The organism is Deinococcus sp. JMULE3 (assembly GCF_013337115.1).
Classification (GTDB): domain Bacteria; phylum Deinococcota; class Deinococci; order Deinococcales; family Deinococcaceae; genus Deinococcus.
The window spans coordinates 1,625,604-1,649,524 of the sequence record NZ_SGWE01000004.1 but is presented as its reverse complement, the minus strand read 5'-3'; the positions used below and the strand labels follow the sequence as shown (position 1 = coordinate 1,649,524).

Sequence of the window (23,921 nt, the reverse complement as noted above, 5' to 3'; positions counted from 1 at the left end):
GTGCCCCCGCCGCGCGGTCAGTTCAATTCGGTGCCGGTGCCAGTCGTACGGATTCCGTTTGTTTCGTTGACAACCCGGAACCACACCGGGTTGTCAACTCCACGTCCGGAACCCGTTTTTCTCCCACTCGCTCCGCTCGGATTGAATGGCTTACAAAGCCATTCAATCGGAGTCTGTATCAGAATTCCTCGTCCAGCAGGCTGCTGTTCGCCTTCACGCGCCGCGGGTGCAGGCCCAGCCGCTCGGTGAGCATCAGCAGCCCCTCGGTGCCCTCGTGCGACAGGCCCGACAGGAACGACGTCGCGACCGTCGTCGAGAAGCACGGCTGCGGCGTGGGCTGCATGCAGTCCAGCACGCAGAACTCGAAGGCGCTGTCCTCCGGGCGGGACAGCTGGCGGGTCACGGCCGCGCCGTACCCGTTCGAGAACTGGAACACCATCAACTCCGCGCCGGGCAGCGTGTGCCGCTGCGGCAGCGCACTGACCCGCTCGAAGGCGGCCGAGGGAACGAACAGGGTGGGGTTCGAGATCAGGGTGGGGGTGTGGGTCACGCGCAGGCTCCGTTCCCCGGTCCGGGGCAGCCACCGGCAGGCGCCAGTCAGCGACCACGATCAGGGATGCCCCAGCGTAGGCGCGCCCGCCTTACCGCCCCCTTACCGCACCCGACCTGAAGGGGCCCGCCGCCCGGAGATGAGGGTCCCCCCGGAACCCTGAGCAGCCCAGAAGCCGGTCAGCCCAGGACCTGTTCAGCCCAGGATCTGGGTGGCCTGCGCCCACCAGCCGGGGTGCCGCCCTGCGAGGAGCTGCGCGGCGTCGTGCGCGTGCGCGTCGTCGCGGGCCAGCGCGAAGCAGGTGCTCCCGGACCCGCTCATCAGGGGCGAGTGCAGCCCGGCGTCCGTCAGGGCGGCCAGCGCCTCACGGATCGGGGCGTGCCGCGCCGCCACCGGCCCCTGCAGGGCGTTCAGGTACGGGACCGGGCGACCGTTGGACAGTGCGGCCAGGATGCCCTCGATATCCAGGGCGGGCGTGAAGGCCTCCTCGGCGTCCAGCCACGCGTAGGCGTCGCGGGCACTGACCTCCACGCCCGGATTCAGCAGGACCAGCGCGGCGCGCGGCACCGGGGTGGGGGACAGGACCTCCCCGACCCCCGACGCGACCGCCGCGCGGCCCAGCAGGAAGAACGGCACGTCCGCGCCCAGCCGCAGCGCCAGTCCCGGCAGGTCCACGCCCGCCGGGTACAGCCGCGCGAGCGCCATCAGCGTGGTCGCCGCGTCGCTGCTGCCGCCCCCCAGGCCCGACGCGAGCGGCAGCCGCTTGTGCAGCGTGATCGCCGCGCCGCCCGGTACGCCCGCCGCGTCCAGGTACGCCCGCGCCGCGCGGAACACCAGATTCCCCTCGTCGGTGGGCAGGTCCGCGCCCTCAACGCGCAGGGTCAGCGTGTCAGCGGGGGCGATCTCCAGGTCGTCCCCGACGCTCAGGGGCACCATCAGCGAGTGCAGTTCGTGGTACCCGTCCGAACGCAGGTCCCGGACACTGAGGCCCAGGTTCACCTTGGCGGGCGCGAAGTACGTGACGGCAGCAGGGTCGCTCATGCCCCCCCAGCATCCCACACCTGCCCGTCCCAGGTCGGGGCCAGCGCCTGCGCCAGGGCCAGGTCGCCGGGCGTGGTCACCTTGAACAGCCGCGCGTCCCCCGGCACCAGCCGCACCGCGCCGCCCGTCCGGGCGATCAGGCCCGCGTCGTCCGTCGCGGCGAAGCCGTCGGCCAGTGCCGCCTCGTGCGCGGCGAGCAGCAGGTCACGCCGGAATCCCTGCGGGGTCTGCACCGCCCATAGCCCCTCGCGCGGGGTGAGGGTGCCCCAGAGGGTGCCACAGTCGCCGCCCGGTCCGGCCCGCACCAGGGTGTCCGCCACCGGCAGCGCCGCCGTCGCCGCGCCCACCTCTCGCGCCGCCGCGATCACCGCGCCGACCACCGCGCCCGGCAGGAAGGGCCGCGCCGCGTCATGGACCAGCACCACGTCCGCCCGCGTGGCGCGCAGCAGCGCCAGCACGCTCGCCTGCCGGGTATCGCCGCCCGTCACGGCGCGGGCCGGAACGTCCCCCGGCAGGTCCAGGCCCACCGGGAGCGCCACCAGCACCTCGTTCACGTGCGGGGCCAGCGCCGCCGCGCTGCGGCCCAGCAGGCTGCGGCCCGCGACCTCCACGAACGCCTTCGGCCCCAGCCCCAGCCGCGTGCCCGACCCCGCCGCCGGGATCAATGCCGCCACCCGCACGCCCATTACGCCTCTCCTTCACGCCAGCGGCGGAAGCCCGGCACGTCCAGCCCGAACTGATCCAGCACCCGCGCCGTCACGAAATGCAGCAGCTCGTCCACGCTGCCCGGCGCGTGATAGAACCCCGCGCTGGCCGTCATCACGGTCGCGCCCGCGTCGTGCGCGGCCAGCATGTTCAGCAGCATCGGGCGCGGCAGCGGGTCCTCACGCAGCACCAGCACCAGCCGCCGCCGCTCCTTCAAGGTCACGTGCGCCGCGCGCGCCACCAGATTGTCCGCGAAGCCCTGCGCGATCTTCGCCAGCGTCCCCGCGCTGCACGGCACCACCAGCATCCCGTCCGTGCGGAACGACCCGCTCGCCACGCCCGCCGCCAGATCCCGGTCGTCATGCACGACCGACGCCAGCGCCGTCAGGTCCGCCAGCTGCGGCCCCGACCCCTCGGCCGTCATGACGCGCTTGGCGCCGCTGCTGACCACCAGATGCGACTCCACGCCCAGGTCACGCAGCGCCCGCAGGATCGACTCCGCGTACGGCATGCCGCTGCCGCCCGACACCCCCACCACCAGCCTCATGCCCGGCAGGCTAACAGGCCCGCCCACGCCCGACGGTACGCGCCACCCAGTTCCGCCGGTCAGCTCGGCCCGGCGCGCCGCTCGCGGCCCAGCTGCCGCGCGTGCCGGACCTCGGCCAGCACGAACGCCAGCGTGTTCAGCACGTACGTGCCCCCCAGCGCGCCCAGCAGCGCCGCCTGCGCGCCCGCCAGCGGCAGCCCCGCGAACACCACCAGTCCCGACAGCGGCAGCAGCGCCGCCACCACCACGCCCCACGCGCCCAGCAGCACCCCACCCCACGGGGAATCCAGCAGCGACGCGCCGGGCAGCAGCAAACCCAGCAGCCGGAAGCCCACCGGACGCGACCGCGCCGCCGGGAGCGGCGTGCGCGGCAGCATCAGCGACAGCAGCAGCAGCGCCGTCAGGCCAGCCGTGCCCAGCAACGCCAGCCCCAGCCGCGCCGACCCGCCCGCCGACGGATCCAGCAGCGCCAGCGGTGAGCGCAGCCCCGCGCCCAGCGTCACGCTCAGGTCGCCGGTCACGGCGCGTGTCAGGCGCCGCTGGTCCGGGTAGCACAGCCGCGCCTGACCGGGCCGCAACCGCTGCTGGAACGCCGCCTCGGGCGACGCGGGCTTCAGGCCCAGGTTGAACGCCGCCGCCATCAGGTCCGGCTGCTCGGCCAGCGCCGCGCGGAACAGGTCCCGCGCCTGCGGGTCGTCCCCGCGCGTGCGGGCGATCACGCCCAGGTTGTTGCGCATGCAGGCGTCCGAGCCCACGTACAGGTCCCGTGCGCGGGTGTCCTCGCCGTCCAGTTGCGCGCCCAGCGCGGTCAGCAGCGCCGCGTCCGGACCGGGCCGCAGCGTCAGGCTGTCCAGCTGCGCGTTCCACCACCCGCCGCCGTACGTGCCGCTCGACAGGACCGGCGAGCGCAGCGCCGCGCCCGAAAGGTTCGCCCACTGCACGCCGCCCAGCGTGCCCAGCAGCGCCAGTGCCAGCAGCGTCACGGTCAGCCGCTCGCTGGGGGACGCGTACGCCACGAACACCCGCCGCGCCCGCGCCAGCGGCCGCCGCGCCCACGAACGGTAGCGGCCGCCCAGTTCGCGGGTGTCGTCCGCCTGCGCCGGGAACGCCCGCACCGACAGGGTCAGCAGCGCCGCGAGCAGACTCAGGCCCAGCGCCAGGCTCGCCAGTCGCGCCGCGTCCCGCACCGACCCCAGGCCCTCCAGGCCCAGGTTGTACAGCGTGCCGGGCCGCAGGGACCGCGCGAACTGCCGCCACTCGGCCGCCTCGCCCTCGCGGCCCTGCGCGTCCAGCGTGCGCGCGTAGCGTTCGTACAGCGCCCCGCCGCCCTCGAAGCGCGGGTGCAGCTGCCGCAGGTACGTCATCCACACCCCGGCGCGCTCCACGCGGCCCTGCGTGAGCAGCGTCCCCACGTACCCGCTGGGATTCCCGAACGCCCCCAGTGCCGCGCGGCTCATGGCGATCTCGGGGTCCACGCCGCGCGCCGCGGCGTCCGCCTGCGCCTGCGCCAGCGCCAGGTCCGCCGCGGACGGGAAGCCCGCCCCGTCCAGGCGCGCGGCCAGCTGCACCCACGCCGGGAACGGCAGCGTGGTGCCCAGCGTGCGCCGCACGAGGCTCAGCGCCTCGAAGGGGTCCGCCTGCGCCTGCGCCAGCCGCAGCGTCAGGAACGGGTTGAGCGGGTCCAGCCGCGCCGCGTCCGCCAGTCCCGCCGGGGGCACCTGATCCGCCACGCTGGACAGCCAGCCGGTCACGACCGGGTCGGGCGGCAGCACCACCCGCTCCTGCACGCGCAGCTCGCCCCCCTGCGCGTTCAGGTTCACGTTCAGCGTGAAGCGCTCGGTCACGCCGCCCAGCAGCGTGCTGGCCGTCACGACGTCCCCCCCGGCGTCCAGGCTGCTGACGATGCCCGGCAGGTCCGCGCGGCCCGTCACGACGCCCCCGGCACCCAGCGCGTACACGGCTGGTCCGGCGCCCAGCAGCACCAGGTTCCCAACCTCCAGCGGCGCGCTCAGGGGACCCAGCGCGTCCGGGAGGGTGCGCTGCCACGCGCCGCCCGGCCCCTCGTGCCGCAGGGTGCGGCCCTCCAGGGTGGTGGTCGCCCCGGCGGTGCCCAGCAGCGCCGTCAGGCTCAGTCCCGCCAGCAGCGCCCGCAGGCGCCTCACGCGCCGCCCCGCAGCAGGTGCGCGGCCCGCACGGCCATGACAACCCCGCCCGCCAGCAGCGGCCAGAAGCCCCCGCTCAGCGCGCCGACCAGCAGGCCCACGGGCACCGCGACCGCCGTCGTGAACGGCACCGCGTTCAGCTTCAGGCGGGGCTGCAGCGTGGCCTTATACGTGGGGATCACGACCGCCGCGGTCAGCAGCAGCGCCAGCAGCACGCCCGGCGTGAACACCAGCAGCGCCCCCAGCAGCGGCGCGATGCCCCCGCCGCCCCGGAAGCCGAAGAAGACCGGGTAGCAGTGCCCGGCCACGACCGCGCCCGTCACCAGCGCCGCCAGCGCCTCGCCACCCTGCGGGACGAGCGCGCGGGCCAGCAGCGCCGCCACGACCCCCTTCAGGATGTCCCCCGCCGTGACCAGCGCGGCCGCGCCGCGCCCGAACTGCCGCCACGTGCCGCTCCCGCCCGGCAGGTCCCGGTCGCGGATGTCCGCCCCGCGCGCGCGGGAGTACAGCACGCCGCTGACCAGCGACCCCAGCAGGAACGCCAGGACCGTCACGAGCAGCGTCGGGGCGGGCGGCAGGGCAGACAGGTCGGGCATACGCCGCGCATTCTAGAGCGGCCCCGTCCCGCACGCGCCCGCTACACTGCCCGCATGACCGGCCCCCGCCTCCCCGGACTGACCCGCCCGGAACTGCGCCGCTACTCGCGCGCGCTGCTGGTCCCCGAGTGGCTGGACGCCGGCGCGCAGGAACGCGTGCGGGCCGCGCACGTCCTCGTGGTCGGGGCGGGTGGGCTGGGCAGCCCCGTGATCGCCAGTCTGGCCGGGGCGGGCGTGGGCACCCTGACCGTCGCGGACGACGACCGCGTGGACCTCAGCAACCTGCACCGCCAGACGCTGTACGCCACGCCTGACGTGGGCCGCCCCAAGGCGGAACTGGCCGCCGCCCGCGCCCAGACCATCAACCCGCACGTGCAGGTGCGCGCCGCGCCGCGCGTCACGCCGGACACCCTCCCCGCGCTGCTGGGCGGCGTGACGCTCGTCGTGGACGCCACCGACAACTTCGAGACGCGCTACCTGATCGCCGACACCTGCGCCGCGCAGGGCCGCGAGTGGATCTGGGGCGCAGCCAGCGGCACGACCGGCATGGTCAGCGTGTTCGGCCCCCACGCGGGCCTGCGCGACGTGTTCCCCGACCCCGGCGACGACCTGAGCTGCGACGAAGCCGGGGTGCTCGGCCCGGTTCCGGCGCTGACCGGGCAGCTGATGGCGCTGGAAGCCCTGAAGGTGCTCGGCGGCGTGGGTGAACCGCTGCGCGGCCGCCTGTGGACCTTCGACGCCCTGACCGGCCGCGCCCGGACCCTCACGCTGCGCCCCGCCCCCACCCTGTAGAGCACGTCAGGCACGAGCTTCACCGGCAGGTGTCGCCCCGCACGGCCGCCCCCGGCGCGCCAGCGGTGACCCGGCGCGGCGCTGCACCCCCGCTGGGCGCACCTCCAGCCCCTCTTGACGCCCGGCGCGGCTGTGTTACTGTGCGGCTGAGCCCACAATTCAATTGCGTTCGCCCTGTGCCGCTCGCAGTCCACTCCCGGAGGTTGCACGTATGGCCAAGAGCACCAAACCCGCCGCGAAGAAACCCGCCCCCAAGAAAGGCGCGGCCAAGCCCGCCCCGAAAGCCGAGGCCGGGAAGATCGCCAAGACGCAGATCATCGACATGGTCGCCGACAAGACCACCCTGAACAAGAAGCAGGCCGGAGACGCCGTCGCGACCGTCATCGACAGCATCGTGGACGCCCTGCGCGCCGGGAGCAGCGTCGGCCTGCCCGGCCTGGGCACCCTGAGCGTCACCCACACCGCCGAACGCACCGGCGTCAAACCCGGCACCAGCGAACGCATCACCATTCCCGCCGGGAAGAAGGTGCGCTTCAAGGTCGCCACGACCCTCAAAGGCACCCTCTAATACGGACTCCGATTGAATGGGCTGCAAAGCCCGTTCAATCCGAGCGGATGCGAGTAGGAGCAAAACGGGTTCCGGACGTGGAGCTGGCAGATCGGTGGTGTTCCGATCTGTCAGCGAAACAGACGGAATCCGTATAAAGCCCCTTCCCGGCGCGGCCCCTGCCAGACGGTGGGGGCCACGCCGGCAGTTATCCGGGCAGGTGGCGGCGCAACTGCGGTTCGTCCAGCGTCACGACCTCCCGGCGGCGCAGGCCGATCAGGCCCTGCCGGTACAGGTCACCGAGGTGACGGCTGACCAGTTCCGGCACGGTCCCCAGCTGCTCGGCCAGGGCTGAGTTGGTCGGCAGGACGTGCGGGCCGCGCTCGAGCAGGTAGGTGACCAGCCGGGCGGCCACCGGGGCGCTCAGCAGATTCAGCCGGGCCTCGGCGTCACGGGTCTGCGCGGCCAGCAGGGCCAGGGCCGCCCCGGACACGGCCGGATCACGCATCGACGCCCGCAGCGTCGTGCCGGGCAGGGCGACCAGTCGACTCGGCGCGCCGCCCAGCGCGTCCTCGCAGAAGGTCGCGGGTGCGCCCAGCACGTCTCGCAGGCCCAGCACCTCGCCCGGTGTGCGGACCGCCCGGGTCAGGCTGCGACCGCTGGCCTGTGCCCGCGTGAGTCGGACCTCGCCCCCGAGCAGGATGAACGCGCCCCCGACCGGGTCATCGGCGCGCCACAGCGTCTCGCCCCGGGCCAGCACCCGTGGCGCGGCGTGCGCGGCCAGCTGCCGCAGCGTTTCCGGCGCGGCGCCGCTCAGCAGCGGGGACACCCGCAGATCGTCAGGACTGATCACGCTTCAGATGCTGTCACGACCACGTGGGGGTGGGGGGCTCACCACAGGTGCAGCGCCGTGCGGGCATACGCGATCCATTCGGGGGCCTCGTGACCCTCCACGATGGCCTGCGCGGGGCAGGCGTTCGCGCAGGCGCCGCAGTCGATGCACTCGTTCGGGTGAATCACGAACTGATCGCCCACGTCGTGAATGCAGGCCACGGGGCAGACGTCCAGGCAGGCGCCGTCGCGGACGCCCGCGCAGCGGGAGGTGATTGCGTAACTCATGCCCTCAGGGTGGGGGACACCGCCGGGTGCGGCCATGACTTTGGTCAAGGCTTCCCGGTGGCGGGTGTCACGTGCCGCCCAGGGTCGCCCGGTACGGTGGGGGGATGACGACCCGGCCTGCTGAGCGTTCCACGTCCTTTCCGCGTTCGGCGGCGCGGGTGCTGCTGGGGGCGTTCATGACCCTGGCGGGTGTGGGGCACCTGACGTTCCAGCGGCAGGAGTTCCAGGCGCAGGTGCCGACGTGGCTGCCGGTGGACCGGGACGCGGTGGTGCTGGGTTCCGGGGTGCTGGAGGTGGCGTTCGGGCTGGCGATGCTGTCGGGTCGGCGGCGGCGGACGGTGGGGCTGGCGCTGGCGGCGTTCTTCGTGCTGATCTTTCCGGGGAACGTGTCGCAGTACGTGTCGCGTCAGAGTGCGTTCGGGCTGGACACGGATCAGAAGCGTCTGACGCGGCTGTTCTTCCAGCCGGTGCTGGTGGCCTGGGCACTGTGGAGTACGGGGGCACTGGGGAGTACGGGGGCGCTGCGGAACAAAAGGGTGGGAGACCGGCGCGAGGATTAAGGTCCGTTCACGCTTGTGGAGATTCAAGCTTCTGTGAGGTCCGCCCCCGTACGCTGAGGCATGTTGACCCGCCTGACTGCCGCCATCGCGTCTGCCACCCAGCCCGGCGGGGCGGGGCTGGCCGAGGCCGTCCTGAGCATCACCGACACCCTGGTGGTCGTGCTGGACCCGCAGGGGCGCGTGGTGCGGTTCAACGCGGCGGCCGAGCGGCTCTCCGGGTACAGTTTCGAGGAGGTGCGCGGGCAGGTCCTGTGGCCGTTCGTGCTGCCCGAGCATGAGGTCGCCGGGGTGGTGCAGGCTTTCGAGTCCCTGGCGGCCGGGGACTACCCGAACCGTTACGAGAATCACTGGCAGACCCGCAGCGGCGAGCTGCGGTACGTCCTGTGGTCGAACACGGCGCTGCTGGACGCGCGGGGGCGGGTGGCGCTGGTCGTGGCGACCGGGGTGGACGTCACGCGGGAACGCGAGGCGCGGCAGGCGCTGCAGGAGAGCGAGGACCGCTTCCGGGCGCTGTTCGAACGCTCGGCGGACGGTGTGGTCCTGATCGACCCGAACGACCCGGAGGTCGCGTGGCGGATCCTGGACTGCAACGAGGCCTTCTGCCGCATGAACGGCTACGAACGTCACGAGCTGGTCGGGCAGTCCATCGACATCCTGCACCCGTACCCGATGATGGCCGAGGAGGGCGGCGAGCTGTTCGCCTGGATCCGCGAGGAGGGACAGGTGCACGGCGAGGGCTCGCACCTGCACCGCGACGGGACGGTGTTCCCGATCGAGAGTGCCAGCAGCGTCGTGAGCGTGAACGGGCGCGAACTGATCCTGGGGCAGGACCGTGACATCCGCGACCGCAAGCGCACCGAGGAGCAGCTGCGGGCCCTGGCGGCGCAGCTGGCGCACGACTCGCAGCACGACGCGCTGACGGGCCTGCCGAACCGCACGCTGCTGCTCGACCGGTTGCAGGTGGAACTGCGCCGCGCCGCGCGGGATGGGCGGGCGCTGGCGGTCGTCCACCTGAACCTCGACGGGTTCCGGCGCGTGAACGACACGCTGGGGCACGCGGTGGGGGACGCGGTGCTGCGTGAGGTCGCGCGCAGACTGCAGGAGGACGTGCGCCCATCGGACACCGTGGCGCGCCTGGGCGGGGACGAGTTCGTGGTGCTGATTCCCGACGTGGGCGGGCGGCCCGAGGCGGGCAGCGTGGCGCGGCGCCTGCAGGCGGCCCTGGCGCATCCCTTCGACGTGGATGGGCAGCTGGTGAACGTGCGCGGCAGCATGGGCGTGGCGGTCAGCCCGCCGGACAGCAGCCTCCCGGCGAACCTGCTGCGGCAGGCGGACCTGGCGATGACGCAGGCCAAGCGCGAGGGCAAGAACGGCGTGCAGTTCTTCCAGAAGTCCATGGACGCCGCGGTGCACGGTCAGCTGCACCTGGAGACGCGGCTGCGCGCGGCGCTGGACGCGGGTGGGCTGCACCTGCACTACCAGCCGCAGGTGGACACCACGACGGGCGCGCTGCTGGGCTTCGAGGCGCTGGTCCGCTGGACGGACACGCAGCTGGGGCTGGTGTCCCCGGCGCGGTTCATTCCGCTGGCGGAGGAGGCCGGGTTGATCGGGCCGCTGGGCGCGTGGGTGCTGGACGAGGCGTGCCGTCAGGCGGCCGAGTGGGGGCTGCGCGTGCCGGTCGCGGTGAACGTCTCGGCGCTGGAGGTCGCGCAGGAGGACTTCACGCAGCGGGTCCACGCGACGCTGCGCCGCCACGGGCTGGACGGCGGGCAGCTGAAACTGGAGATCACCGAGCGCCTGACCGTGCAGGACCTGCAGCGCGCCGCGCGGCAGCTGGCGCAGCTGCAGGGGCTGGGCGTGCAGCTGTCCCTGGATGATTTCGGGACGGGGCAGTCGTCGGTCAGTACGCTGCTGCAGATGCCCCTGAACGAACTGAAACTGGACCGTTCGCTGATCACGGGCGTCGCCGAGTCCCCCATCGAGCAGCGCGTGGTGAGCGCCCTGATCGGCCTGGGCCGCAGCCTGAACCTGACCGTGATCGTCGAGGGTGTAGAAACGCCCGAGCAGCTGCGGGTCCTGCGGGACCTGGGCTGCGGGGCGGTGCAGGGGTACCTGACGGGCCGTCCGGGCCCGGCGAGCATGTGGACGCCGCACCTGAACGGTCCCCTGCCGCTGAACCTGCCCGAGCGCGCGGCGGGGGACGGCGAGACGCTCCTGAACTGATCGGCCACTGACGGTGGGGCTGATCTACCGGCCGGGCCAGTCGGGCGTGCGCCACGCTTCCAGCTGACCGCCGGGCCGCAGGCGGTGGGCGTACAGGGCCGCGCCGCTGGCCTGCACCTCGTCCAGGGACAGGCGGTCGAGGTCGCACGCGAGATTCAGTTGCGCGCAGATCACGCCGCGCCGCGCGACGAGCAGTGTCCCGGCGGGCCAGCGGCTCACGGCGGCGCGGAACGCGGCCGGGTCGGAGGCCGCCGCGTCGGGGTAGGAGGCGCCCCTCAGGCTCAGCAGGTGCGTGGCGCGGCGCACGCCGACGCCGATCAGGGCCGTGTCGGCCTGCCAGGGGTGCGCGTGGACGGTCCTCGCGGCGGCGCGGTAGGTCAGGTGCGCGCCCAGCAGGCGGGCCGCGTCGCGCAGCGTGGCGTGCAGGGCGTCGTCGGGCGTGCGGGCGTGCAGGTGCGCCAGCCGGGCGTCCAGGCGGGCCAGGGCCGTGGGGGGGCTGGGCGTACTGCGGCGGGTGGAACGCGACCGTCAGGGTGGGCGCGGTGAACTGGAGGGGCGGGACCTGGAGGGCTGGCGGCTGGGGATCGCGCGGGTCGCGGGGCGGGTCGTCCGTCATGGGTCTCCCGGTGGGCTGGATTGGGGGGACCCTCAGCGTGGCACGTGGGACGCGCGGGCGCACGCGAAAGTGACCGTATGAAGGGAAGGGGGCGCGCGGGCCGGGCGGGGGCCTTGCTACGCTCTCGGGTATGACTGCTTCCTCTGACGCGGATGTCCGCGCGAAACTCACGGCGCTGGTCCCGGCCCTGCGGCACTTCCACTCGGCGCTGCTGGACGTCGCCAAGGGCGAGTACGAGTTCATGAACGGCCCCGTGAAGGGCCCCTTCGAGCTGTACTCGCTGGTGATGAACCACCCGCAGTTCCAGTGGCTGCGGCCCCTGTCGGGCCTGATGGCCACCCTGGACGAGGTGCTGGACGCCAGGGACACCACCCTGACGGAGCGGAACCTGACGGACGTGCGTCAGGCGCTGGGCCTGCTGTTCGCCGAGACCGACACCCGCTTCGCGGAGTTCCGCGGCGGCTACACCCGCGCGAAGGGCGACGCCCGCGTGCGCGAGACCGAAGCGAAGTGGCGCGAACTGCTGGGAGGCATCCAGGCGTAAGCCGGATTATGAGCATGAAGATCATCGTGGGCCTGGGGAATCCGGGCACGCAGTACGCGCAGACGCGGCACAACGTGGGCTGGATGGTGCTGGACGAACTGGCCCGCCGCGCCGGGGCGTCTTGGCGCAAGGAAGGCAAGGACGCCGAGCTCGCCGAGGTCCGCCTGGGCTCCGGGGTGGGCGCGAAGGTGCTGCTGGTGCGGCCCCTGACGTTCATGAACGCGTCCGGGAAGGCGGTGGCGCCGCTGATGTCGTTCTACAAGCTGGGCGGCGAGTCGCTGCTGGTGCTGCAGGACGACCTGGACAGTCCGTTCGGGCTGCTGCGCGTGCGGATGGGCGGGCGGCACGGTGGGCAGAACGGCGTGCGGGACATCATCCGGCTGCTGGGGCACGAGGCCTTCGCGCGCGTGAAGGTGGGGATCTCGCGCCCGCCGGCGGGCTGGGAGGTGCCGGACTGGGTCCTGAGCCGCTGGCGTGACGAGGAGAAGGCCGATCTGGCGGAACTCGTGCGGCTGGGTGCGAACGCCGCCGAGGTCTGGGCCACGTCCGGGCTGGCGGAGGCGCAGGGGCAGTTCAACGGCACGGACCTGCGCCCGAAACCGCCGGCCCCGCCGAAACCTCCGAAACCTGCACCGGACGGGGACTCTGTCCCGGCTGGGCGAACCCCGCAGGACACGGCGGGGACGGCGGCGCATACTGGCGGGCGTGTCGAAAAAACAGAAGAAGGCTGACGCGGCCCCCGCTGCGACCGTCCCCACCGCGACCATGACGGACCTGCGGCTGGATCTCCTGATGCGCCTGTCGGACCTGCCGGGCGTGCCCGGTCAGGAGGACGCCGTGCGGGCCCTCGTGCTGGCCGAACTGGACGGCCTGGTGGACGAGGTCCGCGTGGACGCCATGGGGAACGTCATCGCCCGCCGCGCGCCCCGCAAGCCCAGGAAGGGCGAGGTGGCCGAGCGCGTGATGATCAGCGCGCACATGGACGAGATCGGCTTCCTGGTGCGCTTCATCGACGACCGGGGCTTCGTGCGGGTGCAGGCGCTGGGCGGCTTCGATACCCGCAACCTCTTCGCGCGGGACGTCACGGTCCACGCGCGTGGCGGGGCGCTGCCGGGCATCCTGACGCCCGGCGGGAAACCCGTGCACATCGCGACTCCCGAGGAACGCAAGAAGATCCCCGAGGTCAGGGAGTTCTTCATCGACCTGGGCCTGAGTGCCGACGAGGTCCGCGCGCAGGTGCGCGTCGGGGACATGGTCACGCTGGACCAGACGGCCCGGCAGGTCGGGCGGCTGGTATGCGGCAAGGCCATGGACGACCGCGCCAGCGTGTTCCTGCTCCTGGAGACCCTGCGCGCCCTGCGCGGCCAGGAGCTGCGGCACGAATTGATCGCCGTGTTCAGCACCCAGGAGGAGGTCGGCCTGCGCGGCGCGATCACCGCCGCGTACGGCGTGCAGCCCACCGTGGGCATCGGCCTGGACGTGACCCTGGCGGTGGACACCCCCGGCGTCGGCCCGGACGAGGCGGTCACGCACGTGGGGCAGGGCATCGGCATCAAGGTGTTCGACTCCAGCATGATCTCGCACCGGGGGCTGGTCGATCAGTTCTGGGACCTGGCGCAGGAGCGCGGCATTCCCGCGCAGCTGGAGGTCCTGGCGCTCGGCGGCACGGACGGCGCGGCCATCCAGCGCAGCCGCGAGGGCGTGCCCACCCTGACCCTCAGCCTCCCCACCCGCTACATCCACACGGTCGTCGAAGCCGTGCACGTGGACGACCTGCGCGCCGGGGTGGACCTGCTGGTCGCCTACCTGCGCTGACGCGACGGCCCCGCCCGCCGCGCCTCAACCGGTCCCGGCCGCTCTGCCCAGGTCCTCCCCGTGATCGGCCGTGGAGGTCCGGGGCAGCTCCGGGAGCAGCGCGGTCAGGGGCGTCATTCCGTGCGTCCGGCACAGGGCCGCCTCGTGCCGGGCGTGCTGGGCGGCCAGCGGGGCGTCACCCTGCGCGTGGTGCAGCAGGGCCCGCGCGCGGTGGTAGGCCGCGAGGGCCAGCGGGGGCGTGTCCGCCTGGAGCGCACACGCGTCCAGCAGCGCCTGGGCCTGCGCCGCGTCGCCGTGCGCGGCCAGCAGGCCCGCGTGGGCGGCCGTGATGTACAGCTCCCGGTACGGATCGCTGACCTCACGCACGCAGCGCGCCGCCTCACCGGCCCGTTCGAGCGCTCCCCGAAGGTCCCCGGCCTGTTCGCGGGACAGGCTCAGGCGGTGGAGGATGTCTGCCCGGTACGTCAGGGATCCCAGGTCGTCTGCCAGGGCCAGCGCGCGGTTCAGATGCGCGTCCGCCTCGGTCAGCTGACCGGTCGCGAGCGCCGCGTGCCCCAGGTGCGTGAGCATCAGCGCGTGCATGTGCGGTCCCAGATCCGCGCGGTTCAGGCCCTGCTGAAGAACCTCGCGCGCCCGGTCCGGCTGACCGCTCAGCAGCAGGCACAGGCCGATGTCGGCCTCCATGGCATTCTGGTGCGCCAGGACCGGATGCGCGGCCAGCAGTTCGGTCATGCGCGCAGCGCACGCCTGGAAATGCCCGGCGAAGAACTCCCCCAGCGCGTCCAGCGTCATCAGCAGCGGCCAGGGATGCGGTTCGGCACGGATCAGGGAGCGTGCGTCGTCGTACTGCCCGCGCCGGAACCCCACCTCGACCCGCAGTTCGGTCAGCGCGCGGTGCAGTGCGGGGGGCAGGGGCCTGGCCGCCAGTGGTCCCGTCGCCAGGGCCAGGGCGCGCTTCAGGAGCATCTCGGCCTCCTGCCCGCGCCCCTGGTACACGGTCAGTTCCGCCAGGGCCAGCAGCGTCTCCAGTTTCAGCAGGTCGTCCGGGCCGTGCTGCCCCCACTCGATCAGGTCCAGCGCGGCCCGCAGGTGCGACTCGCTGACGTGCAGGTCCTGCCAGAACAGCGCGCGGCCCAGCTGCAGGTGCGCCGGGGCTTCCAGCGGGTGCCCGGCCGGCAGTTCAGTCAGCAGCGCCCGCCACTCGTGCGCGGCGGCCTCCACCCGGCCGCCACCCAGCAGGTTCGCGGCGTGCGCGGCCCGCGCGGGCCAGGCGCGCTGGGGGAGCCCTGCCTGCGTCCAGTGGCGGATCAGCGCCGGATCGTTCGGGTCGCGGCGACTGAGGTGCTCGGCCAGCTGCCGGTGCAGCAGCTGCCGCCGGGGCCCCGGCAGCGCGGCGCTCACGGCGCGGCGCTGCAGGTCGTGCAGGCGGCCCTCCTGCAGGAATGCGGCGGCCGTGGCGGCGTCCAGCGCGTCGAGCACCTCGCCCAGCGGCTGACCCAGCACCTCCGCCAGGGTGTCCTCGCTGGCGTCCGGGGCGAGGCTCAGTGCGGCCAGCACCTGCTGCGCCGGTCGGCTCAGGCGGGCCAGTCGCCGCTGCACCAGGGCCTGCAACTGCGGCGGGGGCGGCCAGCTGGCGGCGTCAGGCAGCGGCCCCACAACCTGCCAGCCGCCGGGCGCGGCGCGCAGCACGCCCGCCTCGAACAGGGCGCGCAGGTGCTCCAGAACGTACAGGGGTGTGCCCCCGCTGTGCTCGGCCAGCCACGCACCCAGGGGCGGCGCGGTCTCCCCACCCAGGGCCCGCAGCCACGCGGCCAGTGCGGCCGGGTCCAGCGGTTCCAGCCGCAGGTGCGTGACGGCCTGCCGTTCCAGGTGCGTCAGGGTGCGGCGCAGCGCCTCGCTCGGTTCGTCGCTGCGGTACGCGACCACCAGGCCGCCCCCGGGTCGGCCCGCGGCGTAGGCCAGCCAGTCCAGCGTGGCGTCGTCCGCCCACTGCGCGTCATCCAGGATCAGGGGGGCGCCGCTGTCCAGCAGCGCTCGCGATAGCGCTTCCAGCAGCCGCACCCGGCCCACGCCCGGATCAAGCGGTGCGGGCACGACGTCCGGGTACAGGTCCGGCAGCAGCCGCGCTAGGTCCTCACGGTAGGGTCCCACGCTGGGAGGCTCGCGGCGCAGCTGCGGCAGCAGCGGGTGGTACGGCACGTGCTGCAGGCCCTCCTGCGCGGGCAGGCGGCGCGCGCCGGGCAGCGCGTGGCGCAGCAGTGTCGTCTTGCCCATCCCGGCCGGGCCGCTCAGCAGGGCCACGCCGGGCATCGCGCCCGCCAGGTGCGCCGCCTCGCGGTCCCGGCCGGCCAGCAGGTCCGCCTGGCGCAGCGTGCCGGGCAGCGCCCGCAGCGGTTGACGGCCCAGTGCGGCGGCCAGCGCCTGCGTGGCGGGCAGGGGTTCAGCCCCGGCGTCGTGCAGGGCGCGGCGCAGGGAGGCGTACAGTTTCAGGCCCCGTTCGCGCTCGCGCAGGTCGTGGCACAGGTCCAGGGCCCGGCGCGCGGTGTCCTCGGCCAGTGGGTCCAGGGACAGGACGAGTTCGAGCAGACGCAGCGCTCCGCGGGTGTCCCCGGCGGCGCGGCGTTGCGCGGCGGCGCGGGTCAGGGCGCCGACGCACTCGGCGTGCAGGGCGCGACTCTCGGCCTCGAAGTGCTCGGCCAGGCCGGGCAGCTGGGCCAGCGACAGACCCTGCAGCAGCGGCGCGTACAGGTGCGCCACCCGCTCGGCGTCCCCGTCCCGCAGCGCGCGGCGCAGCTGCGCGACGTCGGTCTCGGCCTGCAGGCGCAGGCGGTGTTTCTGGACTTCCAGTCCGGCCGCCCAGGGCAGTGCGGCGGCGCGCGACAGGCACACGCGCAGGTTGGTGCGCGCCTGCGACTGCGGCAGGCCGGGGAACAGCGTCTCGGCCAGCTGGTCGCGGGTGATCCACTCGCCGCGCAGCAGCAGGACGGTCAGCAGCAGCGCGGGCTTGCTGCCGGGCAGGTCCGTCCAGGTGTCCCCCACACGGACGTGCGGGTGCCCCAGCAGGCGCGCGAGCATACCTCAGTTGTAACACCCGGCCTGACCCGGTCAGGGTTTCCGGGCCCGGCGGGTCTATACGGGACAGCATCACACCTGGCGTTCGGGCCGGGTGTGATGGATTGACGCGCGGTGGGGGGAGGCCCGCGCGTCGGTCAGTTTCGGGTGGACGCCGATCAGTTCACGCGGACGGTCCCGACGGGCATCAGATCGAACACCTGCGGCACCACCGTCACGAACAGTTCAGATCCGGCGGGCATCAGGGTGGGGGCGGTCAGGGTGACGGTGGTCGCGCCGCTGGTCGGGGTGACGCTGCCCAGCACGGTCACGCTACCGGTCGCGGAGCGGCGCAGCAGCTGCACCGACTTGACGTTGTACCCCAGCGAGAACGGCGAGGTGACGCTGAAGAAGTTCACGCGCGCCGGGTCCAGTTGCACGGTCACGGTGGTGCCCGCGCGGGTGGCGGAACTGATCACGGGGGAACGCACGCCTGGCCCCTCAATGTGAATTTCCGGCAGGCCGCTCACGTTCACGCCGATCAAGGTGTTCACGATGTCCCGCACGGCGGCGAAGGCGTCCACGTCGTTGAACGTCCCGATCCGGTAACCGGCGCCGTTCCCGGAGTTCACCTGCGTGTCCAGCGACGCGAGGTCCAGCGCCGCGCGGTACCCGGAGCGGAAGCGCAGCACGTCCAGTTCCGTCACGGTCAGCCCGACCGCCAGCGTGGTGTCGAGGAACACCCCGGCTTCCAGGTCGCGGGCGGTGCGGAGCAGGTCTCCGCTACCGCCCAGGGTCACGGTGCCCTGCACGGTGCCCAGCTCCCCGCGTGACAGGCTGCTGCACCCGGTGTCGGTGTTGCAGTCGAAGCCCATGCGGACGCTGGCGCGCGCCGAGCCCACGGCCGAGAGGGTGCGGCGGCCCGAGCCGTAACTGCCGCCCAGGTGCAGCCCGGGGCGCATCTTGGCGACCAGTCCCAGGCCGAAGGTCTCGAAGGGGGCTTCCACGGCGTCGCGCATGGTGCAGGTCAGGCTCTGGTCGTTGAAGTTGGCGTTCAGGGTGTGCGTGCCGCTCGTGACGCGCAGGCTGGGGTCGGCGGTGTACAGCACGCGCAGGCGCTTCGTGCCCAGCAGTGGCAGGTCCAGCCGCAACGAGAAGGTGGGGTTCCCGGCGTTCAGAGTGAAGGTGGGGCGGCCCAGGGTCACGCTGGCTTCCGGGACGCTGCCGCTGCAGCGGAACGGTCCGGCGTTGAAGGCCAGCGGCTGCAGGCTGGTGCGGGCGGCGCCCTGCTCGCGGAGGTGGAATTCGAACTGACCGTTGCCGAGGGGCCGGATGTCGAACGCGGCGCGGGTCTGCGAGGTGAATTCGATGTCCTGCGAGGGCACGCGGACCGTCTCGTCCACCTGAAGCTGCCGGAACAGCGTGGGGAGCGTCACGATTTCCAGGGTTACCTCGGTGCCGTCGGGCACGGCGCGACTGGACAGCACGCGGCCCTGCACCGGTGTGCCGTCGGGCGCGCGGCTGAACCACAGCTTCCCGGCGGTGGGCGAGACGTCTTTCAGGACCACGGTGTACGTGCTGCCGACACTGAACGGCGTGACGCCCTCCGGGAAGGTGGGGGCGCGCAGGACCTTGCTGGCGGGAATCGCCACCACGCCCTCCTGCAGCACCCCGCTGGCCGCGACGCCGGGCGCGGATTGAACGCCCTGCGCGCTGGCGGTGATCTGGGCGCTGCCGACGGTGCGGGCGGTGGCGGCGCCGCTGGCGGCGACCTCGATCACGGCCGGGTTGCTGGACGTGAAGGTGATGGGCACGTTCAGCACCTGGCCCTGGTCGTCGTACGCGGTGGCCTGCAGGTTCTGCCCGGCGCGGCCCTGTTCGAGCAGCAGCGAGGCGCTGTTCAGTTCCACGCGCGCGACCTTCGGCGTGGGGGTCGGGTCCGGCGTGGGGCTGGGTGCGGCGGGCCCGGCGCAACTGCTCAGGAGCGCGGCGGTCAGGAGTGTCAGGGTCAGCGGTCGGGTCAGCGGTGCGGTCATGGCGATCTCCCCCCGGAGCCGCGCGGATGAGTGCGTCCTGTGGGGGCGCGGCGCGGTTCATCGGTAGGGGCAGTGTGGTCGCGCAGGGTATCTGCAGCGTTTCAGTCGGGCCGGGGGGACTGATACGGTCACCGGACCACAGAGGTATGAATGCTTGCGCAAGTGTGGTCGCGGCAACCGGGGGGCGGCGCGGGTCGTAATGGGGGCGTATGGAACTCCTGTCCGGTCTGCTGTCGTCGCTGGGTCTGTCGGGTGCGGCGGGCCTGAACGCCTTCATTCCGCTGCTGGTCGTGGGGCTGCTGTCCCGCGCGGACGTCATTCAGCTGAACGCGCCGTTCGATCTGCTGGCGAACCCGTGGGTGCTGCTGGGCGTGGCGGTGATCGGCGCGCTGGATTTCGTGGGGGACAAGATTCCGGGGGTGGATCATGTGCTGCACGTGGCGGGCGGGGTGGTGAACGCGGCGGCGGGCGCGGTGCTGTTCGCCTCGCAGGCGGGCGTGGCGGACGTGCCCCCGGCGCTGAGCATGGCGCTGGGCCTGATCGTGGCGGGGGGCGTGCAGGCGACCCGCACGGCGGTGCGGCCGGTGGCGACGGCAACGACGGCCGGTTTGGGCAACCCGGTGGTGAGCACCGTGGAGGACGGCACGAGTCTGCTGCTCAGTGCGCTGGCGGTGTTCGCGCCGTTGCTGGCGGCCCTGCTGCTGGTCATGGTGGTGGTGGGCGTGTACCGCTTCTGGGCGGCGCGGCGCGTGCGGCGCCTGACGTAGGCCGGGACAGGGAACAGGGGAGGGGAGAGGCGCGCGGGTGTCGCCTCTCCCTCCTCCGTTGTGGGTGAAGGCCAGAGGTGAGGCTGGCCGTGCGGTGCCACGGGTGAGCAGACGGCGGATTGAACGCCAAATCGTTCAGGCTGCCTGGGACAGCGTGCAGCTTGTGAGTATTTTTCTGCACGTCCGGCAATCCTCGCTTCCCCTCGGACTCGGATCGGCCCATTGTGTTGCATCTTGTTCAGAGAAACCTAGCCAAATGCTCAAATAAATTTTGACATTCTGCACTCATCTTCCTAAGCTGGGGGCATGCAGGGATGCGGTCACTGCAAATTGAGCGGCAAAAAGGAGACGCCATGAAACTGATCACGGCTGTCATCAGGCCCGAACGGGTCCAGCAGGTCAAGGAAGCCCTCTTCCAGGCGGGCATCAGCGGCATCACCCTCGGGCGCGTCAGCGGACACGGGGGCGAACAGGAAGTCGTCGAGCACTACCGCGGCACCCGCGTCATGGTCGAATTCCGCGACAAGGTCGAGGTCCGCATGGCCGTCAGCGAACCCTTCGTGCAGGCCGCCATCGACGCCATCTGCCACGGCGCCCGCACCGGCGAGGTCGGCGACGGCAAGATCTTCGTCCAGCCGCTCGAACAGGTCGTGCGGATTCGCACCGGCGAGCGCGACAACGCCGCCCTGACCCCCGTCACCGAGACCCGCCTCACGCCCGCCTGAGGCGGCCCCCACAGGAGTGAACCCATGACCCACCTCCGCAAGACCCTTCCGCTGGCCCTGATGCTGGGCGGCGCGGCCCTCGCCCAGACCGAGGCGCCCAAACTCGACACCGGCGACACCGCCTGGATGATCGTCGCCTCCGCGCTGGTCCTGCTGATGACCCCCGGCCTCGCGTTCTTCTACGGCGGCCTGAGCCGCACCCAGAGCGTCCTGAACACCATGATGATGAGCGTCGTGTGCATCGGGCTGGTCGGCGTGCTGTGGCTGCTCGGCGGGTACTCCATCGCGTTCGCGCCCGGCGGCAACGCCCTCTTCAGCGGCCTGAGCAACTTCGGCTTCAACGGCCTGGCCGGGCAGCTGACCGGCACCATCCCCAGCTACATCTTCGCGGCCTTCCAGGCGATGTTCGCGATCATCGCCGTCGCCCTGATCAGCGGCGCCGTCATCGAGCGCATGCGTTTCGGGGCCTTCGTGCTGTTCGGCGGCCTGTGGAGCCTGCTGATCTACGCCCCGCTGGCCCACTGGGTCTGGAACGCGGACGGCTGGCTGTTCAAGATGGGCGCGCTGGACTTCGCGGGCGGCACCGTCATCCACATCGCCGCCGGGGTCAGCGGCCTGGTCGCCGCGTCCGTGCTGGGCGCCCGCATCGGCTTCCCGAAGACCGCGCACGTTCCCCACAACGTTCCCTTCGTGCTGCTGGGCGCGGGCCTGCTGTGGTTCGGCTGGATGGGCTTCAACGCGGGCAGCGCCTTGGCCGCCAACCAGACCGCCGCGCTGGCCTTCATGACCACCCTGATCGCCCCCGCCGCCGCGATGCTCACCTGGCTGGGCCTGGAAAGCGTACGCACCGGCAAACCCACCGCCGTGGGCGCCGCCACCGGCCTGGTCGTCGGTCTGGTCGCCATCACCCCCGCCTGCGCCTTCGTCTCCCCGCTCGCCTCGGTGCTGGTCGGCGTGCTGGGCGCCGCCGCGAGCTTCGCCGCCGTGCAGCTCAAGACCCGCATGAAGGCCGACGACGCGCTGGACGTCTTCGCCTGCCACGGCGTCGCCGGGATCGTCGGCGCGCTGCTGACCGGCGCGCTGGCCTGGACGACCGGAGCGGGCAAACCCATCGGCGAGCAGATGGTCATCCAGATCATCGGAGTGGCCGCCGCCGTCGCCTGGACCGGGCTGGGTTCGTTCATCCTGCTGAAACTGGTCGGGCTGGTCATGCCGCTGCGCGTTCCCGTCAGCCAGGAGATCGCCGGGATCGACGTCAGCGCCCACAGCGAGCAGGGCTACTCCGACAGCGAGACCGGCCTGGGTGCACCCGTCTTCGTCGGCGGCGACTGAAGTCCCCCTGCGACACCTCTTCTCCTCCTTCCTCTGACCTTCACGGGGCCTGACCCGGCCTGATTCCAAACAAGACCCTCCACGTCCGCTGGCCCCCGACCGCATCCCCGGGGGCCAGCACTTTGTCTACCCCGAAAAGGCCGGATGACGTCTGGATGAATGACAATCTGCGCGACAACCCCAGGATTTCTGCGCGGGAGGGTCTTCATGTTGGACAAATCTGCACTCTGGCCTTGACGCGCCGGTACGCTCGTGGCATGAAACTGGTCACGGCCGTCGTCAGGCCCGAGCGGGTGCAGCAGGTCAAGGAAGCGCTGTTCCAGGCGGGCATCAGTGGGATCACCCTCTCACGCGTCAGCGGGCACGGCGGCGAGCAGTCCGTCGTGGAGCACTACCGCGGTACCCGCGTCATGGTGGAATTCCACGACAAGGTCGAGTTCCGCATGGTCGTCAGCGAACCCTTCGTGCAGGCCGCCATCGACGCGATCTGCAAGGGGGCCCGCACCGGCGAGGTCGGCGACGGCAAGATCTTCGTGCAGCCCATGGAGCGCGTGATCCGCATCCGCACCGGCGAGGAGGACACGGCCGCCCTGACGCCCGTCACCGAGACCAAACTCAGCCCGGACCAGCCCTGATGCGCCGAGCCCTGACCCTGCTGGCCCTGCTGGGTGGCACCGCCGCCGCGCAGACGCCCACCCTCAACGGCGCCGACACCGCCTTCATCCTGCTGTGCTCGGCGCTGGTCCTGCTCATGACGCCCGGCCTCGCCATCTTCTACGGCGGGCTGGTCCGCGCGGGCAGCGTCCTGAACACCATGATGATGAGCTTCGCCGCCATGGGCGTCGCCAGCGTCGCCTGGGTTGCCGTCGGCTACACCCTGGCCTTCGGTCCCGGCGGCAACGCCCTGATCGGCGGCCTGAGCCACGCGGGCCTGGGGAACATGGCCGGTGAACTGACCGGCACCATCCCCACCCCGCTGTTCGCGGTGTTCCAGATTCTCTTCGCGGTCATCACCCTGGCGGTCGTCAGCGGCAGCGTCGTCGAACGCATGCGCTTCCCGGCGTTCGTGCTGTTCGGCACGCTGTGGGTGCTGTGTATCTACGCCCCGCTGGCCCACTGGGTCTGGAGCAGCGACGGTTGGCTGTTCAAGCTGGGCCTGCTGGACTTCGCGGGCGGCACCGTCGTCGAGGTCGCGTCCGGCGTCAGCGGCCTCGTCGCGGCGCTGGTCCTCGGGCCGCGCCTGGGCTTCCCCCGCATGGTCAGCGTGCCGCACAACGTCCCGCTGGTGCTGCTGGGCACCGGCCTGCTGTGGTTCGGCTGGCTGGGCTTCAACGCCGGGTCCGCCCTGAGTGCCGGGCAGACCGCCGCGTACGCCCTGCTGAACACGAACACCGCCGCCGCCGCCGCGCTGCTCGTGTGGCTGCTGTGGGACCAGCTGCGCGGCGGGAAACCCACCGCCGTCGGCGCCGCGACCGGCGCGGTCGTCGGGTTGGTCGCCATCACGCCCGCCTGCGGCTTCGTCACGCCCGGCGGCGCGCTGCTGATCGGCGCGGTCGCCAGTACCGTCTCGTGGTTCCTGGTCGCCAACAAGCACCGCCTGCTGCCCGACGACGCGCTGGACGTCTTTGCCTGCCACGGCACCGCCGGGATCGTCGGCACCCTCCTGACCGGCGTGCTCGCCAGCCCCGCCATCAACCCCGCCGGGACGGGCCTGCTTGCCGGGAACCCCGCGCAGGTCGGCAAGCAACTGATCGGCGTGCTGGCCGCCGCCGCCCTGGCCGGGGCGGGAACCTTCGTCCTGCTGAAACTCACGGCGCTCATCACCCCGCTGCGCCTCACCCAGCAGCAGGAGGTCCGAGGCGTGGACCTCAGCGAACACCAGGAAGAGGGGTACCAGGAGGCGCAGAGCCCGCTGGCCGCCCCGGTCTTCGTCGGCAACGACTGACCCGCCCACCTGCCTGACCCGCCCACCCGCGCTGCGGCTGCCCCCCGGTCCCATACGCCGGGGGGTTTGCGTTGTCAAGCGCAGGGACGCTTGCCCTGCCTGAACGATAAAGGCGGTGTGTTAGGATGCTCGGCGAGTCTGACATCACCATCACCAGGGTCGGGCCACCGAAAAACTCACCGCACCCCCGCCACACCCCATGACGTTCATGGGGCGCTTGACCGGGGTGCTTGAGTCACGAAGGGAAA

General features: G+C 72.6%; 24 protein-coding genes. 13 read left to right on the top strand and 11 right to left on the bottom strand.

The annotated features are described in order from the left end of the window. Positions 1 to 178: 178 nt before the first annotated feature. From EXW95_RS10845 to EXW95_RS10820, 6 genes are all read right to left on the bottom strand, one after another. Positions 179 to 550: a hypothetical protein gene (locus EXW95_RS10845; protein WP_174367469.1), complete on the bottom strand. Its 372-nt coding sequence runs from the start codon at positions 548 to 550 to the stop codon at positions 179 to 181. A 195-nt stretch (positions 551 to 745) separates the two neighbouring features. Continuing rightward, on the bottom strand, positions 746 to 1,591 hold the full coding sequence (locus tag EXW95_RS10840) for a 4-(cytidine 5'-diphospho)-2-C-methyl-D-erythritol kinase (protein ID WP_174367468.1): 846 nt from the start codon (positions 1,589 to 1,591) through the stop codon (positions 746 to 748). Beyond that, a complete protein-coding gene (gene ispD, locus EXW95_RS10835) occupies positions 1,588 to 2,277 on the bottom strand; it encodes a 2-C-methyl-D-erythritol 4-phosphate cytidylyltransferase (protein ID WP_174367467.1) in 690 nt (229 codons plus the stop codon). Before ispD ends, EXW95_RS10840 begins: the two co-directional genes overlap by 4 nt. Then, positions 2,277 to 2,843 (bottom strand): UbiX family flavin prenyltransferase, encoded by a 567-nt coding sequence (locus tag EXW95_RS10830; RefSeq protein ID WP_174367466.1) that lies wholly within the window; start codon positions 2,841 to 2,843, stop codon positions 2,277 to 2,279. Before EXW95_RS10830 ends, ispD begins: the two co-directional genes overlap by 1 nt. 59 nt (positions 2,844 to 2,902) lie before the next feature. After that, positions 2,903 to 5,005 carry a hypothetical protein gene (locus tag EXW95_RS10825; protein ID WP_371810019.1) on the bottom strand — a complete coding sequence of 701 codons (2,103 nt, stop codon included), beginning with the start codon at positions 5,003 to 5,005 and terminating at the stop codon, positions 2,903 to 2,905. Further along, positions 5,002 to 5,601 (bottom strand): glycerol-3-phosphate acyltransferase, encoded by a 600-nt coding sequence (locus EXW95_RS10820; RefSeq protein WP_174367465.1) that lies wholly within the window; start codon positions 5,599 to 5,601, stop codon positions 5,002 to 5,004. Before EXW95_RS10820 ends, EXW95_RS10825 begins: the two co-directional genes overlap by 4 nt. A 54-nt stretch (positions 5,602 to 5,655) precedes the next feature. Between EXW95_RS10820 and EXW95_RS10815 the strand changes: the two genes are divergently transcribed. Further along, a complete protein-coding gene (locus EXW95_RS10815) occupies positions 5,656 to 6,393 on the top strand; it encodes a HesA/MoeB/ThiF family protein (RefSeq protein ID WP_174367464.1) in 738 nt (245 codons plus the stop codon). Positions 6,394 to 6,604: 211 nt separating this feature from the next. Then, positions 6,605 to 6,961, top strand: coding sequence for an HU family DNA-binding protein (locus EXW95_RS10810; RefSeq protein ID WP_174367463.1), 357 nt, complete (start codon positions 6,605 to 6,607; stop codon positions 6,959 to 6,961). A 187-nt stretch (positions 6,962 to 7,148) separates the two neighbouring features. Here the strand turns inward: EXW95_RS10810 and EXW95_RS10805 are convergent, their stop codons facing one another. Next, positions 7,149 to 7,793 (bottom strand): Crp/Fnr family transcriptional regulator, encoded by a 645-nt coding sequence (locus EXW95_RS10805; RefSeq protein WP_174367462.1) that lies wholly within the window; start codon positions 7,791 to 7,793, stop codon positions 7,149 to 7,151. A gap of 38 nt (positions 7,794 to 7,831) precedes the next feature. Beyond that, positions 7,832 to 8,059 (bottom strand): 4Fe-4S binding protein, encoded by a 228-nt coding sequence (locus tag EXW95_RS10800; RefSeq protein ID WP_174367461.1) that lies wholly within the window; start codon positions 8,057 to 8,059, stop codon positions 7,832 to 7,834. 176 nt (positions 8,060 to 8,235) lie between these two features. On the opposite strand from EXW95_RS10800, the gene EXW95_RS10795 reads away from it, so the two are divergent. Both EXW95_RS10795 and EXW95_RS10790 read left to right on the top strand, forming a co-directional pair. Continuing rightward, positions 8,236 to 8,619 carry a hypothetical protein gene (locus tag EXW95_RS10795; RefSeq protein ID WP_254605585.1) on the top strand — a complete coding sequence of 128 codons (384 nt, stop codon included), beginning with the start codon at positions 8,236 to 8,238 and terminating at the stop codon, positions 8,617 to 8,619. Positions 8,620 to 8,679: 60 nt separating this feature from the next. Next, the gene (locus EXW95_RS10790; protein WP_174367459.1) at positions 8,680 to 10,842 is read left to right on the top strand and encodes a bifunctional diguanylate cyclase/phosphodiesterase; all 2,163 of its coding nucleotides are present in this window, start codon (positions 8,680 to 8,682) and stop codon (positions 10,840 to 10,842) included. Positions 10,843 to 10,866: 24 nt separating this feature from the next. Here the strand turns inward: EXW95_RS10790 and EXW95_RS10785 are convergent, their stop codons facing one another. Further along, entirely contained in the window at positions 10,867 to 11,148 is a 282-nt protein-coding gene (locus tag EXW95_RS10785; RefSeq protein ID WP_174367458.1) for a hypothetical protein, read from the bottom strand. Between EXW95_RS10785 and EXW95_RS10780 the strand changes: the two genes are divergently transcribed. From EXW95_RS10780 to EXW95_RS10765, 4 genes are all read left to right on the top strand, one after another. Then, positions 11,131 to 11,388 (top strand): hypothetical protein, encoded by a 258-nt coding sequence (locus EXW95_RS10780; RefSeq protein ID WP_174367457.1) that lies wholly within the window; start codon positions 11,131 to 11,133, stop codon positions 11,386 to 11,388. The two genes, EXW95_RS10785 and EXW95_RS10780, sit on opposite strands and share 18 nt — an antisense overlap. A gap of 200 nt (positions 11,389 to 11,588) precedes the next feature. After that, positions 11,589 to 12,002: a hypothetical protein gene (locus EXW95_RS10775; protein WP_174367456.1), complete on the top strand. Its 414-nt coding sequence runs from the start codon at positions 11,589 to 11,591 to the stop codon at positions 12,000 to 12,002. A 14-nt stretch (positions 12,003 to 12,016) separates the two neighbouring features. Next, positions 12,017 to 12,733, top strand: coding sequence for an aminoacyl-tRNA hydrolase (gene pth, locus EXW95_RS10770; protein ID WP_174367455.1), 717 nt, complete (start codon positions 12,017 to 12,019; stop codon positions 12,731 to 12,733). After that, positions 12,708 to 13,817 (top strand): M42 family metallopeptidase, encoded by a 1,110-nt coding sequence (locus EXW95_RS10765; protein WP_371810017.1) that lies wholly within the window; start codon positions 12,708 to 12,710, stop codon positions 13,815 to 13,817. Before pth ends, EXW95_RS10765 begins: the two co-directional genes overlap by 26 nt. A 24-nt stretch (positions 13,818 to 13,841) precedes the next feature. On the opposite strand, the gene EXW95_RS10760 is transcribed toward EXW95_RS10765, so the two are convergent. Both EXW95_RS10760 and EXW95_RS10755 read right to left on the bottom strand, forming a co-directional pair. Beyond that, positions 13,842 to 16,892: an AAA family ATPase gene (locus EXW95_RS10760; RefSeq protein WP_174367454.1), complete on the bottom strand. Its 3,051-nt coding sequence runs from the start codon at positions 16,890 to 16,892 to the stop codon at positions 13,842 to 13,844. A gap of 155 nt (positions 16,893 to 17,047) precedes the next feature. After that, a complete protein-coding gene (locus EXW95_RS10755; RefSeq protein ID WP_174367453.1) occupies positions 17,048 to 18,904 on the bottom strand; it encodes a hypothetical protein in 1,857 nt (618 codons plus the stop codon). Between the two features lie 209 nt (positions 18,905 to 19,113). Here EXW95_RS10755 and EXW95_RS10750 point away from each other — a divergent pair, with 209 nt between their 5' ends. The 5 genes from EXW95_RS10750 (at position 19,114) to EXW95_RS10730 (ending at position 23,673) form a co-directional block, all read left to right on the top strand. After that, on the top strand, positions 19,114 to 19,671 hold the full coding sequence (locus tag EXW95_RS10750; protein WP_174367452.1) for a DUF4126 domain-containing protein: 558 nt from the start codon (positions 19,114 to 19,116) through the stop codon (positions 19,669 to 19,671). 353 nt (positions 19,672 to 20,024) lie between these two features. After that, positions 20,025 to 20,396: a P-II family nitrogen regulator gene (locus EXW95_RS10745; protein WP_174367451.1), complete on the top strand. Its 372-nt coding sequence runs from the start codon at positions 20,025 to 20,027 to the stop codon at positions 20,394 to 20,396. Between the two features lie 24 nt (positions 20,397 to 20,420). Then, positions 20,421 to 21,728 (top strand): ammonium transporter, encoded by a 1,308-nt coding sequence (locus tag EXW95_RS10740; protein ID WP_174367450.1) that lies wholly within the window; start codon positions 20,421 to 20,423, stop codon positions 21,726 to 21,728. A 257-nt stretch (positions 21,729 to 21,985) separates the two neighbouring features. Then, entirely contained in the window at positions 21,986 to 22,363 is a 378-nt protein-coding gene (locus tag EXW95_RS10735) for a P-II family nitrogen regulator (RefSeq protein ID WP_046843660.1), read from the top strand. Then, positions 22,363 to 23,673 (top strand): ammonium transporter, encoded by a 1,311-nt coding sequence (locus tag EXW95_RS10730; RefSeq protein ID WP_174367449.1) that lies wholly within the window; start codon positions 22,363 to 22,365, stop codon positions 23,671 to 23,673. Before EXW95_RS10735 ends, EXW95_RS10730 begins: the two co-directional genes overlap by 1 nt. The last annotated feature ends 248 nt before the right edge of the window (positions 23,674 to 23,921 follow it).

Coding starts and splice junctions, on each gene's coding strand:
- EXW95_RS10755 (WP_174367453.1), bottom strand. CDS start 18,904: ATGACCGCACCGCTGACCCGACCGCTGACCCTGACACTCCTGACCGCC.
- pth (WP_174367455.1), top strand. CDS start 12,017: ATGAAGATCATCGTGGGCCTGGGGAATCCGGGCACGCAGTACGCGCAG.
- EXW95_RS10745 (WP_174367451.1), top strand. CDS start 20,025: ATGAAACTGATCACGGCTGTCATCAGGCCCGAACGGGTCCAGCAGGTC.
- EXW95_RS10820 (WP_174367465.1), bottom strand. CDS start 5,601: ATGCCCGACCTGTCTGCCCTGCCGCCCGCCCCGACGCTGCTCGTGACG.
- EXW95_RS10740 (WP_174367450.1), top strand. CDS start 20,421: ATGACCCACCTCCGCAAGACCCTTCCGCTGGCCCTGATGCTGGGCGGC.
- EXW95_RS10800 (WP_174367461.1), bottom strand. CDS start 8,059: ATGAGTTACGCAATCACCTCCCGCTGCGCGGGCGTCCGCGACGGCGCC.
- EXW95_RS10750 (WP_174367452.1), top strand. CDS start 19,114: ATGGAACTCCTGTCCGGTCTGCTGTCGTCGCTGGGTCTGTCGGGTGCG.
- EXW95_RS10775 (WP_174367456.1), top strand. CDS start 11,589: ATGACTGCTTCCTCTGACGCGGATGTCCGCGCGAAACTCACGGCGCTG.
- EXW95_RS10795 (WP_254605585.1), top strand. CDS start 8,236: ATGACCCTGGCGGGTGTGGGGCACCTGACGTTCCAGCGGCAGGAGTTC.
- EXW95_RS10830 (WP_174367466.1), bottom strand. CDS start 2,843: ATGAGGCTGGTGGTGGGGGTGTCGGGCGGCAGCGGCATGCCGTACGCG.
- EXW95_RS10790 (WP_174367459.1), top strand. CDS start 8,680: ATGTTGACCCGCCTGACTGCCGCCATCGCGTCTGCCACCCAGCCCGGC.
- EXW95_RS10840 (WP_174367468.1), bottom strand. CDS start 1,591: ATGAGCGACCCTGCTGCCGTCACGTACTTCGCGCCCGCCAAGGTGAAC.
- EXW95_RS10735 (WP_046843660.1), top strand. CDS start 21,986: ATGAAACTGGTCACGGCCGTCGTCAGGCCCGAGCGGGTGCAGCAGGTC.
- EXW95_RS10815 (WP_174367464.1), top strand. CDS start 5,656: ATGACCGGCCCCCGCCTCCCCGGACTGACCCGCCCGGAACTGCGCCGC.
- ispD (WP_174367467.1), bottom strand. CDS start 2,277: ATGGGCGTGCGGGTGGCGGCATTGATCCCGGCGGCGGGGTCGGGCACG.
- EXW95_RS10760 (WP_174367454.1), bottom strand. CDS start 16,892: ATGCTCGCGCGCCTGCTGGGGCACCCGCACGTCCGTGTGGGGGACACC.
- EXW95_RS10730 (WP_174367449.1), top strand. CDS start 22,363: ATGCGCCGAGCCCTGACCCTGCTGGCCCTGCTGGGTGGCACCGCCGCC.
- EXW95_RS10810 (WP_174367463.1), top strand. CDS start 6,605: ATGGCCAAGAGCACCAAACCCGCCGCGAAGAAACCCGCCCCCAAGAAA.